The 12,753-nt window shown below is 51.5% G+C and carries 10 protein-coding genes; 2 read left to right on the top strand and 8 right to left on the bottom strand.

Annotation, left to right across the window (positions count from 1 at the left end):
• Window positions 1–14 precede the first annotated feature (14 nt).
• Window positions 15–1,115, bottom strand: coding sequence for a glycine cleavage system aminomethyltransferase GcvT (gene gcvT / locus PCO85_03650; GenBank protein ID WJV54557.1), 1,101 nt, complete (start codon window positions 1,113–1,115; stop codon window positions 15–17).
• 917 nt (window positions 1,116–2,032) lie between these two features.
• Between gcvT and fucO the strand changes: the two genes are divergently transcribed.
• The gene (gene fucO, locus PCO85_03645) at window positions 2,033–3,184 is read left to right on the top strand and encodes a lactaldehyde reductase (protein WJV54556.1); all 1,152 of its coding nucleotides are present in this window, start codon (window positions 2,033–2,035) and stop codon (window positions 3,182–3,184) included.
• A 135-nt stretch (window positions 3,185–3,319) separates the two neighbouring features.
• Here the strand turns inward: fucO and alsS are convergent, their stop codons facing one another.
• Window positions 3,320–5,047 (bottom strand): acetolactate synthase AlsS, encoded by a 1,728-nt coding sequence (alsS, locus tag PCO85_03640; GenBank protein WJV55983.1) that lies wholly within the window; start codon window positions 5,045–5,047, stop codon window positions 3,320–3,322.
• Window positions 5,048–5,160: 113 nt separating this feature from the next.
• A complete protein-coding gene (budA, locus tag PCO85_03635) occupies window positions 5,161–5,943 on the bottom strand; it encodes an acetolactate decarboxylase (protein WJV54555.1) in 783 nt (260 codons plus the stop codon).
• A 116-nt stretch (window positions 5,944–6,059) separates the two neighbouring features.
• Between budA and PCO85_03630 the strand changes: the two genes are divergently transcribed.
• On the top strand, window positions 6,060–6,953 hold the full coding sequence (locus PCO85_03630; GenBank protein WJV54554.1) for a LysR family transcriptional regulator: 894 nt from the start codon (window positions 6,060–6,062) through the stop codon (window positions 6,951–6,953).
• Window positions 6,954–7,135: 182 nt separating this feature from the next.
• Here PCO85_03630 and PCO85_03625 read toward each other — a convergent pair whose 3' ends face one another.
• The 5 genes from PCO85_03625 to PCO85_03605 all read right to left on the bottom strand — a co-directional run bounded on the left by PCO85_03625 (window position 7,136) and on the right by PCO85_03605 (window position 12,652).
• A complete protein-coding gene (locus PCO85_03625) occupies window positions 7,136–8,554 on the bottom strand; it encodes a gamma-aminobutyraldehyde dehydrogenase (protein ID WJV54553.1) in 1,419 nt (472 codons plus the stop codon).
• 13 nt (window positions 8,555–8,567) lie between these two features.
• Window positions 8,568–9,374, bottom strand: a complete 807-nt coding sequence (locus PCO85_03620) for an ABC transporter permease (GenBank protein ID WJV54552.1) — start codon at window positions 9,372–9,374, stop codon at window positions 8,568–8,570.
• Complete coding sequence (locus PCO85_03615; protein ID WJV54551.1) at window positions 9,364–10,296, bottom strand: ABC transporter permease; 933 nt, start codon at window positions 10,294–10,296, stop codon at window positions 9,364–9,366. The genes PCO85_03620 and PCO85_03615 overlap by 11 nt, the downstream gene beginning before the upstream one ends.
• A gap of 15 nt (window positions 10,297–10,311) precedes the next feature.
• A complete protein-coding gene (locus PCO85_03610; protein WJV54550.1) occupies window positions 10,312–11,337 on the bottom strand; it encodes an ABC transporter ATP-binding protein in 1,026 nt (341 codons plus the stop codon).
• A gap of 157 nt (window positions 11,338–11,494) precedes the next feature.
• On the bottom strand, window positions 11,495–12,652 hold the full coding sequence (locus PCO85_03605) for an ABC transporter substrate-binding protein (GenBank protein WJV54549.1): 1,158 nt from the start codon (window positions 12,650–12,652) through the stop codon (window positions 11,495–11,497).
• Window positions 12,653–12,753: the final 101 nt, after the last annotated feature.

Below are 12,753 nucleotides of genomic sequence, written 5' to 3'. Positions count from 1 at the left end.
TCATCACAAAACGGTTAATACTGAACAATCGATTTTCCTGCGCGGACAAAATTCGGTTTGGTTACTCGCACGGAGACTTCTCGATTACGAATCTGAACAATCGCGTTTTCACCGATACCTGCGGGTACCCGCGCCAGCGCAATGCTGACACCCAACGTCGGCGAGAACGAACCACTGGTGATAACACCTTCCTGCATAACACCGTGGGTATCGGTAAAATGAACCGGCAGCGCATTACGCAGCACGCCTTTTTCCGTCATGACCAACCCGACCAACTGCTCAGTGCCGGTAGCTCGCTGGAGCTCCAGTGCTTCACGGCCGATGAACTGACGATCTTCCGGCTGCCAGGCAATAGTCCATCCCATATTAGCGGCCAGTGGTGAAATACTTTCATCCATATCCTGACCATAGAGATTCATGCCAGCTTCCAGACGTAGCGTGTCGCGCGCACCCAGTCCACAAGGTTTAACACCCACTGCCAACAACTGCTGCCAGGTACTGACGACCTGCTCTTGTGGCAGGGCGATCTCATAGCCCGCTTCGCCAGTATAGCCCGTCGTGGCAATAAACCAGTCATCTGCCTGCACGCCAAAAAATGGCTTCATGCCTGCCACCTGCCGACGCTGTTTTTCCGTCAGTAAACCTTGTACTTTTTCCTGTGCCTGCGGCCCCTGAATGGCGATCAACGCCAGATCGTCGCGCACCTGAATATCAACCCCGAAAGACGTAGCATGCTCGCTGATCCAGGCCAGATCTTTGTCACGGGTGGCGGAGTTCACTACCAGACGGAAATAGTCTTCTGTCAGGAAATAAACGATCAAATCGTCAATCACGCCGCCAGAAGGCAGCAGCATAGCGCTATACAGCGCTTTACCCGGTTGGGTGAGTTTGGCAACATCGTTCGCCAACAGATAGCGCAGAAATTCGCGCGTGCGGGCACCGCGTAAATCGACAATGGTCATATGCGACACATCAAACATCCCGGCACTGTTGCGCACCGTATGATGTTCTTCCAACTGGGAACCATAATGCAGCGGCATCATCCAGCCGTGAAAATCCACCATTTTGGCCCCATCGGCCACATGCTGTTCATATAACGGAGTTTGCTTTGCCATCTTTTCCCTCTGCTTAGCTGCGCCTTAAAGAGATAAAACCACGACGCAAACGTTATCTATGCACTGAACTTACCACTGAAATCGTTTCGCCACCACTGCCATTGTCATAAGTTAATTTATATAATAATGATGTTTTCCTATTAATTTTAGCTTATCAATATCAGTTAATAGCACCACTAAAATAATAAAAATAAGAATTTTATACAGATAAAAAATAAATTAATCGATTTTTTATAGTGATTTTTATTAAAAACGCGGAATTTAAATAAATCATATATATTGTTAACGCATTATTTAAAGTAATGCGAAAAATAGGCAAAATTAGATTATTTCAGGCAAGCGTACTTCATTGTGATCAGCGAAGGCAGCACCGTAATCCGTACCATGAAAACCAGACTGAAAAACCTGATCTGCTCGCAGCCACTGCCTCTCCATCGTCTCCCGCGTTCTTCTTCTGACTGCCACCCACCTGCCGATAATGGCAATTGCCGGAAGGTAACCTCTGCGCGTAAATACCATACTATTTGTAGTAGTACCTATTGGCTAAATATCGACATAAACGGGTTGAGCACAGACATCATGCGCCCCTCCAGGTGCCTTCCCTGGCTATCCTGGTCTAGTTAACTGGACCATTCTGTATACCGGGATCACAGGTCTTTATCTTGCTGCCCTTAGGGTTTGATTTGCATCAATACCAAACAAACTTCCTGACTTGCCAAAACATTACAGGATTAGAGTCATTGGTAGATTACGTCCTTTTCACATATAGGAACGGGTCGGTGGAGACAACGACTTACCTCTGTCGGTATCGCCGACCCATCACAACCCGCTGACACTGCCGACCTGGTCTCCATACAGTGGGAAATCGAATTTTTGAGTCTGAAATTTTAAAAATCAAAACGTTAAGGAGATACACCATGACACATAGAATGATACTGAACGAGACATCGTACTTTGGTAGTGGCGCGATCACTCACCTCGTCGAGGAAGTAACAAGGCGGGATTTCAAAAAAGCGTTAGTGGTTACCGACAAAGATCTGATCAAATACGGCGTAGTGGGTAAAGTAACCACACTGCTGGACAACGCATCGTTACCTTATGAAATATATGATGAAGTCGTGCCCAACCCTACCATCAGCGTGGTGCAGAATGGGGTTGCGCACTTTAAGGCTAGCAAAGCGGATTATCTGATTGCCATTGGTGGTGGTTCACCACAGGACACCTGCAAAGCCATTGGCATTATTATCAATAACCCGGAATTTGCCGATGTTCGCAGTCTGGAAGGCGTGGCGGCAACCAAACGGCCCAGTGTGCCGATCTTTGCTATCCCTACCACATCGGGTACGGCAGCAGAAGTTACCATCAACTACGTTATCACTGATGAAGAAAAGCGACGGAAATTCGTCTGTGTGGATCCACATGACATTCCCATCGTCGCCATTATTGACGCCGATATGATGACCAGCATGCCGGCCTCGCTAAAAGCAGCCACCGGTATTGACGCGTTGACTCACGCCATTGAGGGGTTTACCACCAAAGGCGCCTGGGAATTGACGGATATGATGCACATAAAGGCCATCGAAATTATCAGCCGTTCACTACGTGATTCCGTGGCTGGCAAGGCTCAGGGAGTGGAAGAAATGGCGCTGGGGCAATATATCGCCGGCATGGGTTTCTCCAACGTCGGTCTGGGGTTGGTACACGGAATGGCCCACCCGCTGGGGGCGTTCTATAACACACCGCATGGTGTCGCCAACGCGATTCTACTGCCGCATATCATGGCCTGGAACGCCGACTATACCGGTGAGAAATTCCGCGCTATCGCAGTGGCAATGGGAGTGAAAGATGTACAGAATATGTCGATATCCAAAGCCAGGGAAGCCGCTATTCAAGCTGTGAAGCAACTATCGCAGGATGTGGATATTCCCGCCCGTCTGCGCCAGGTTGGCGTGAAAGAAGAAGATATTCCGGCATTGGCACAAGCCGCCTTTGATGATGTCTGCACCGGTGGCAACCCACGCTCCACCAGTGTGGAAGAAATAAAAACGTTGTATCAGTCTATCTTCTGATATTGAGAAAAATGCGCGTCTTATACGGAGTAAGACGCGCCGTGCGATAAGTATTCTTGTTGATATAACGACAACCGGGAATGTCGCACTCAAAAGCCACAGTAACTGTAGCAGGTAGGTACTGAATGAGAAGGATCAGATAAGCTGACTGATATTCAGATTCTCCATCAGGTAATGGTTGTCGGAATAATCCACCGGAATCGCAATCACCGCAGGCCCTTGCACATCCATCGCCTGCCACAGCTTACTTACCAGCTCGTCAGCGGACTCTACTGCAAATCCTTTGGCGCCAAAGGATTCGGCATAAGCCTTGAAGTCAATCGGGCCAAATTTCACGCCTGACGAACGGCGATATTTTTTCTCTTCCTGAATCTCAACCATGTTGTAGGCGTTATCAACCCAGATGATATGCAGAATATTGCTCTGCAAACGTACCGCGGTTTCCAGTTCCATACTGGATTGCATAAAGCCACCATCACCCGATACCGAAACCACCTTCTGATGCGGATTCACCAGCGATGCACCAATTGCCCAAGGCAGCGCCACCCCCATCGTTTGCTGACCATTAGTCATCAGAATCTGGCGCGCCCGGAAGCTATACAGATAACGCGCCAGCCAGATATGAAAACTGCCCATATCCACACACAACGTGACATCCTTATTGACCAAATCCTGCATCGCCCGTACCAACCGTAACGGATGGATAGCAAAGCCGCTCATATTGATGCCGCGTGCAGCCAACTGTTGGCGCAGTTGGGTACGCTCTTCCAGAATGGCTATTGATGACGACGAAAGATGCAGAGGGGAGTGAATATATTCATTAAGCATATCGATGGTGATACAGATATCGCCCACCAGCTCGATATCCGGGCGATACGCGGTATCAATTTCGGCCGGTAAAACATCAATATGTATCAGCGTTGCGTTACCACTGTTCCACAGTGATGGCGCATATTCAATCGGACTGTACCCCACGGTAATGATCAGATCTGCCTGCTGTAACAGCTTGTCTCCCGCCTGATTATTGAACAAGCCAACCCGCCCGGCAAAATGGTCGAAATGTTGCTGGTCAATGACCCCAGCAGCCTGATAGGTACTGGTCACTGGCAACTGACTGTGGTGCAACAAACGGCGTAACGCCTGTGCATTTTCAGGCCGGCTCGCCATTAATCCCAGCAACAAAATCGGATTTTTCGCTTTTTCAATCATGCGAGCTACCCGTTCAACATTAACCGCGGGTGCGCTATTAAAAGTCGGCAAATGTGGATAAGCCAAAATCGGACCGGTCGCCGGGTCATTAATAATATCTTCCGGCAAACTGATAAACGCAGCACCGGGACGGCCAAATTCCGCCGCACGAAAAGCATTGGCGAGCACTTCAGAAATGGCAGACGATGCGGTGATTTCAGCACTGAACTTGGTTACCGGATGGAACAGGCTAACCGTATCCAGACTCTGATGGGTGAGCTTCAGCCGATCCGCACGCTTAACCGCCCCGCCCATCGCCACCACCGGATCGCCTTCCGCCGTCGCCGTCGCCAGTCCCGTCACCAGATTGGAGCAGCCGGGACCTGATGTTACCACTGTCACCCCGGCTTTCCCTGTCAAACGTCCTATTGCCGCCGCCATAAAAGCGCCATTCGCCTCATGACGTACCGGGATAGTCTGGATGGTTGAATCAACCAACGCATCATAAACACGATCTATTTTAGCGCCAGGAATACCAAACACATACTTAACCCCTTGCTTTTCCAGGTGTTTGACTATCAACTCCGCACCACTGGACCAGTGTTGCGGCTCTCCGTTTGCTGGTTGATCCTGTTTTCGGGGTTGATCAATACCCTTTTGTTGGCCAACATTCATTGTTCTATCAATGGGTTGTTCTCTATCAGCAACTAACTGCTGGCCGCCGGTGTATTCCATGATGTTATCCTCTGCGATTCATTGTGCTTACTTTTCAGTACCTTGCCAGCGGGTTAGCTTTCAACGGAATGAATAGCGCTATCGAGATCTTCCGGGGATAAGTTGGCGCGCAGGAAATCCTTGTTCTGGGGGAGGTCTAGCACCAATTTGGTGATAGTTCCGAAGGTAAGAACACCTTCCTCCAGTTGGTAATCAAGGATGTGTCCGCCGCCCTGACGGTCATCGGTAATAAAGTGTTCGTGATAACCGGCGACATTAATCCCCTGAACATAGGCAGGACTACGGAAACCGATCACGCTGCCCCGGCAACGCTCAAAATTGAACATGGGTTGCTGGGCAATCGCTTCTAACATCGGTTTATAAGGGCGTTCCTGGCGAGGTACTGTGCGGGTTACAACATGGCTAAAACAGCCATCTATCCGCAGAGCACAAAACAGATTGTCAGTGTCGATAACATCGTCAATACGACGATGAAGATCATCACGGCTGATTTTCTGATCAAAGTGCATTTTTTCTGTTGGTCTAAAAAAAGTCATTACTGCAAAGGGCGTCTTTTGATAAGGCGTGGCAGCACGGGCACTACCGTCTGAACGAAGCTGGAAAATATGACTATTGAAGGCCACCAGCTCACCATCCAGATGGTTAAATGTTCCTAATCCAAAATCACCCTGTTGCAGCAGCTCCTTCATGGTTTTACTTCCTTCATAAACCCCATTAATAAGTCCACTCATTAATGATGTTTGATAAACAACGCTCTCCGGGTGGAGACTATGCTGATGGGACACAAAATTGGTGAGCTCGTCCACACAAGGATCAGCCCAGTTGAAATCTTTCATATCCCTTTTCTCCCGATCACGTTAACTTAAATTTATTTAATGATTAACTTGAATATTGGCGCGATGGTCACCAAAGTTCCAATATAGAGATGTGGCTATTTGGAGATCGAAAAAATATGGAACTACGTTACCTGCGCTATTTTGTTGCCGTGGCTTCAACGCACCATTTCACCCGGGCAGCAGAAATCCTGGGGATATCTCAGCCGCCGTTGAGCCAACAGATTCAAAAACTGGAACGGGAAATCGGGACACCGCTATTCAAACGGCTGACGCGAGGAGTAGAAATGACCGAAGCGGGTGAGGCGTTTTATCAGGATGCCAACCATATTCTGCAACTGACCGACTCAGCCATCGACCGGGTACGCAGTATCGCCCGGGGAGAAAGCGGATCGATTAATGTCGGTTTTTCCTGCGCTGTGACTTTTCATCCGTTGATATTGATGCTACTGCGCCGCTACCGCCAACACTTTCCCAGTGTTAAGTTGCAACCGAGAGAAGAGCATATTCAGCAGATTCTTGAGAGTCTGAGGAACCGGAATACCGATATCGCTTTCGTTCGGCTTCCCTGTGACATTGGCGAAGAGTTTGATGGCGAGATACTGACTGATGAACCCATGCAGTTGGTGTTGCCTGATAACCATCCACTTAGTAAACAAACACAGATCCAACTGAGTGACCTCAATCAGGAACCACTGATTATTTTCCCACGGGAACTCAGCCCCAGCCTGTATGACATGACTATCCGTGCCTGCTATCTCGGTGGCTATGAACCCAAAATCAATCCACTAGCGCCCCATATCACCGCAACTATCAGCATGGTTGCCAGCGGGTTTGGCGTGAGTTTCATTCCAAAATCGCTGTCATGCATTCAGACGGGTAATGTGTCATATCATGAGGTCGACACCCCACACCTGACCACACAAATTGCCGCTATATGGCGTGCTCATGAACGCTCAGCGGCCATCATGAATATGGTGCAGTTATTGCGCCAACTGGCACCACATCACTAACGACATCATCTGCCTACCCCCCTGCACGCGGAACATTTGCTCTCACAGGTGGGTTTATCGGCACGGGAAACCAGGCATGACTGAAATACTGTGAGTTATATAAATTAAAATCAGGTTGGTGAGTCATTGCCTTGAAAATAGGCAACAGGGCTGCGTGGCAACCCGCAGCCCTGTTGATGGAATCAGTGCTTAATCATGACATGGCGGATCGTGGTGTAATCTTCCAACCCGTACATCGACATGTCTTTGCCATAACCGGATTGTTTCTGCCCACCGTGTGGCATTTCGCTGACCAGCATGAAATGCGTATTCACCCATGTACAGCCATATTGCAAACGTGCGCTCAGACGGTGCGCGCGGCCGATGTTTTGTGTCCACACTGACGATGCCAGCCCGTAGTTTGACGCATTCGCCCAGTCCAGCACCTGTTCTTCAGTGTCGAATTCGGTCACACTGACCACTGGCCCGAACACTTCGCGCTGCACGATCTCATCGTCCTGATGTGCGCCGGCCAACAACGTTGGCTGAAAGTAATACCCTTCACCAGAAACCCGTGCCCCACCCGCCACCACCTGAATATGTGGTAACTGTTTTGCTCGTTGCACAAAACCTTCGACGCGTTCTAAATGCGCGGCCGACACCAGTGGTCCCATTTCGCTACTCTCGTCAGTGCCCAATTTAATGGTCGAAACCGCATCGCCGAGCGCAGATACCAGACGCTCATACACGCCTTTTTGTGCGTAGATACGGCACGCGGCGGTGCAATCCTGGCCGGCGTTATAGAAGCCGAAAGCCCGAATGCCTTCCACTACCTGCTCAATATCCGCATCGTCGAAAACAATGACTGGCGCTTTGCCGCCGAGCTCCATGTGCGTGCGTTTGATGCCGCTGGTGGCCTGCGCCACAATCTTTTCGCCAGTCGCCACTGAGCCGGTCAGCGAAATCATCCGGACTTTATCGTGGTGCGTCAGCGTATTGCCAACTGTTTTTCCATCGCCGAACAGCACATTCAACACGCCCGCAGGAAACAGATCCTGCGCCAGTTCACCCAGTTTCAGCGCGGTCAGCGGCGTGATTTCAGAAGGTTTGATCACCACGCAATTCCCGGCCGCCAGCGCGGGTGCGATTTTCCATGCAACCATCATCAGCGGGTAATTCCACGGCGCGATAGACGCCACCACGCCCAACGGGTCACGGCGGATCATTGATGTGTGCCCGGCCAGATATTCACCGCTGGCTAAACCATTCAGACAACGGCTGGCACCGGCGAAGAAACGAAAAACATCCACTACCGCCGGAATTTCATCGTTTAACGCCAGATGATAAGGTTTCCCGCAGTTCAGAGACTCCAGTTTTGCCAGCGTTTCGGCGTTGGCTTCGAGGCGAGCAGCCAGCGCCAGCAGCAGCTCAGCACGGGTTTTCGGCGTGGTTTGCCCCCAGGCGGTAAACGCCGTATGCGCCTGATCGACCGCCTGTGTGGTTTGCTGTTCGCTAGCCTGCACCAGACGCACAATCTCCTGCCCCGTATGCGGGTTGAAAACTGGCAATGACTCCCCTTCACCGGCAACCAGCTCACCATTAATCAACATGTTAGTTTGCATCGTTGTTTCCTTATTATTTTCCGTCACCGGCCACATCCGACCCGTTTCTTGTGAGATACCATGCCCCCAAAATCGGGAACATGGTCAGTACCATCAGGCACAGCGCCACTACGTTAGTGACCGGCACATCGCGCGGCCGCCCCAGCTGATTGAGCAGCCAGATAGGTAAGGTGCGTTCGTGACCGGCAGTGAACGTCGTGACAATGATTTCATCGAAAGACAGCGCAAACGCCAGCATCCCCCCCGCCAACAGCGCCGTGCTGAGATTGGGCAAAATGATGTAGCGGAAGGTCTGCCAGCCGTCTGCCCCCAAATCCATCGAGGCTTCGATCAGGCTGTGGGTAATACGGCGGAAACGGGCGATGACGTTGTTGTACACAATCACCATGCAAAACGTAGCGTGGCCGATAACAATCGTCAGCATACCCGGCTCGATTTGCGCGGCGTGAAAGGCGTTGAGCAGTGCCAGCCCGGTAATAATTCCAGGCAGGGCAATCGGCAACATGAACAACAGCGTGATACTGTTCTTGCCGTAGAAATCACGACGGTACAGTGCCGCCGCCGCCAGCGTGCCCAGCACCATGGCAATAATTGTGGCGTAACAGGCGATTTGCACCGAAAGCCAGACCGCGTCGAGAATGTCATGGCGCCCGGCCGCCACGCTGAACCAGTGCAGCGTGAAGCCCTTGGGCGGGAAACTGAAAGCCGCATCTTCAGTATTAAAGGCATACACCGCGATGATAAACAGCGGGAAATGCAGGAATACCAGCCCGCCCCACGCGGACAATTTTAATAACCAGGGTGCGCGTTTAGAGTGCATCGAAAGCCCCCAATCGTTTAACCAGCGACAGATAGATGGCAATCAGCACGATGGGCACTAGCGTAAAGGCGGCCGCCATCGGCATATTGCCAATCGACCCCTGTTCCGAATAGACCATATTGCCGATGTAATACCCCGGCGGCCCCACCAGTTGCGGGATAATATAATCCCCCAGCGTCAGCGAAAAGGTGAAGATCGAACCGGCCGCAATACCCGGCACTGCCAGCGGGAAAATCACATAACGCAGCGTCTGCCACGGCCTCGCGCCTAAGTCTTCCGACGCCTGAATCATCGACGGCGGCAGGCGTTCCAGCGCTGCCTGAATTGGCAGGATCATAAACGGCAGCCAGATATAGACGAACACCCAGAAGCGGCCTATTCCGGACGTCGAGAGTGTATTACCGCCAATACCCGGCAAACTCAGCATGGCTGTCAGCAACGGTTCCAACCCCAGATGCTCGAGGAACCATTGCAGCACGCCGCCTTTCGACAACAATAAGGTCCACGCATAGGCTTTGATGATGTAGCTAGCCCACATCGGCATCATGATGGCGATATAGAAAAACGCTTTCTTTTTGCCGGTAATGTAGCGCGCCATGTAATAGGCAATGGGAAATGCCAGCACAGCGCTGAAAAATGACACCAGCAGCGCCATCGTCACCGTGCGAGAAATAATGTCGGCATTGACCGGGTCAAACAGCGCGCGGATATTGGCAAAGGTCAGCGTCGAAGACACCGTCATGGTGAAATCGTCGAAGGTATAAAACCCCTGCCACAACAGCGCGAACAGAGAGCCTAAATAGATTGCGCCGAACCATAACAGCGGCGGCACCAGTAGCAACGCCAGATAAAATCCGGGGCGATGATGCAGAAATGTCACCAGCGCCCGGCCGCGCCGCGATCGCTTCTCATAAGAAGTCATGCTGATATCCATCTTTTAGCCCTCTCGCAACGCCACCATTGCATCCCGATCCCAACGGGCAACCACCGGCTGCCCTTGCTGGAAAACGTATTGTGACGCCGTCGAAAGGTTATTGGGTTCGCTGACAAACAGCCGCTCGCCGCTTTCCAGCGCCAGTTCATAACGCGTCGCCGCCCCCTGAAAATGAATATCCCTCAGCACCGCGTTCACCTGCACGTCGCTACTGTCAGCGACGGATTGTGGCGCAAGACGGATATGTTCCGGACGGATGGAGCGACTGCCGGAAAGGCCGGTGAGTTTCAGCGAGAGATCGGACGTCAGCACATTCGCAGTACCAACAAACTGCGCGACAAACGCAGTGCGCGGGCAGAGATACAACTCACGCGGCGTATCGACCTGCTCGATGCGGCCATTGTTAAACACCGCCACACGGTCGGACATCGACAGCGCTTCGCTCTGATCGTGGGTGACGAAAATAAACGTGATGCCCAGTTCGCGTTGCAGCTTTTTCAGTTCGCCCTGCATCTGTTCGCGCAGTTTGAGATCCAGTGCGCCGAGCGGTTCATCAAGCAATAACACGCTAGGCTGATTGACCAGTGCCCGAGCCAGCGCCACCCGCTGACGCTGGCCACCGGATAAAAACGCCGGTTTACGTGCGGCAACAAAACCCAGCGCCACCCGCTCCAGCGCTTCCATTGCACGCTGAATACGCTCTTTTTTCCCCACACCTTTCACCATCAGCCCATATGCCACATTATCCAGTACGCTCATATGCGGAAACAGCGCGTAATCCTGAAAGACGGTGTTCACATCCCGCTCATACGGCGCGAGCTGCGAGGCCTCCTGGCCATGAATACGAATAGCCCCTGATGTCAGCGTTTCAAAACCGGCAATTAACCGCAGGCAGGTGGTTTTTCCCGAACCCGACGGTCCAAGCATTGAAAAGAATTCGCCGTCCTGAATATCAATCGACACATTATCAACGGCTTTCACCTCCCCAAATGATCGGGAAACATTAATAAACTGTACGGCGGCCATCATATTCTCCCGGATTTTCATTTTAATAAAAAAACCAAACGCAAAATCATTTGAGTTACATCAAGGCGGCAACTGAGTGAATCTCCGGAAGCTTACTGAAGTAAGTGACCGGGGTTCGCGAATGCAGCCAACGCAGAAACGGCTCAAAGGATGAAGCGGATCACCGACCGCCCATGATGGCGATGTAGTCCTGCGTCCAGCGACTATAGGGGACGTATTTCCCACCTTCGGATCGCGGGGTTTTCCAGAATGAAATCGCGGTGAATTTATTGAATCCGTTGGTTTCGCACCCGTTGGTGCCCAACAACGTACTGGCTTTACAGCCAGCCGGAACGCTTGGCACAGAGCCAAACCACGCCGCAACGTCGCCCTGCACTTTCGGTTCAAGTGACCAGTTCATCCACTGGTAAGCACAATTAGGATGTTCGGCATCTGCCGCTAACATGGTGGTATCCGCCCAGCCGGTAACACCTTCTTTCGGGAATACGGTGGCAATCGGCTGCTTCTCGCTTTTCAGCGCGTTAGCCTGATACGGCCAGGAACTGCTGGCTACCACGCCTTCATTTTTGAAATCACTCATCTGAACCGACGCATCGTGCCAGTAACGGTGGATCAGCGGATGCTGGACGCGCAGCAATTTCAGCACCGCCTGATATTGCGTTTCATTAAGCTGATAAGGGTCTTCGATTTTAAGATCCGGCTGGGTACTTTTCAGATACAGCGCGGCGTCAGCAATGGCGATCGGGCCATCGTAGGCCTGAACGCGCCCCTGATTGCTTTTGCCGTCGGGCAGAATTTGTGGAACGAAGATAACTGACCAGCTGCCTGGTGCGGTCGGGAAGGTTTTGGTGTTATACATCAGCAGGTTTGGCCCCCACTGATACGGCGTGCCGTAGACTTTGCCACCAACATTAAACCATGCGCCTTTCATCAAACGCGGGTCGATATTCTGCCAGTTGGGGATCAGTGCCGGGTTGATTGGCTGAACACGTTTGCCGTAGATCAGACGCAATGACGCATCACCGGAAGCGGTCACCAGGTCATAACCGCCCTTCGCCATCAGGCTGACCATTTCATCAGACGTCGCGGCGGTTTTAACATTCACCTTACAGCTGGTTTGTTTTTCAAACGGAGTGACCCAGTCGTAATTCTTGTCACTTTCGCCGCGCTCGATGTAACCCGGCCACGCAATAATATTTAATTGCCCTTCGCCTTTACCAATGCTTGTCGGCATTTCAGCAGCCAACGCGGTACTTAGAAAACTTAGCAGGCCCAAACAAATAGCAGATAGGGTGTAATTACCGTTAATCTTGTTCATCGCTTACTCCTGTCGTCGTATTACCCGTTGTCCTTCGCGCTGTCTCTGCGTTGGCCGCCTTTATTCACCCCGACTACTTACTTCAGTAAGCTCCCGTGGAT

It is taken from the genome of Prodigiosinella aquatilis, assembly GCA_030388725.1.
GTDB lineage: Bacteria > Pseudomonadota > Gammaproteobacteria > Enterobacterales > Enterobacteriaceae > Prodigiosinella > Prodigiosinella aquatilis.
This window is presented reverse-complemented; position numbering and strand designations above follow the sequence as displayed.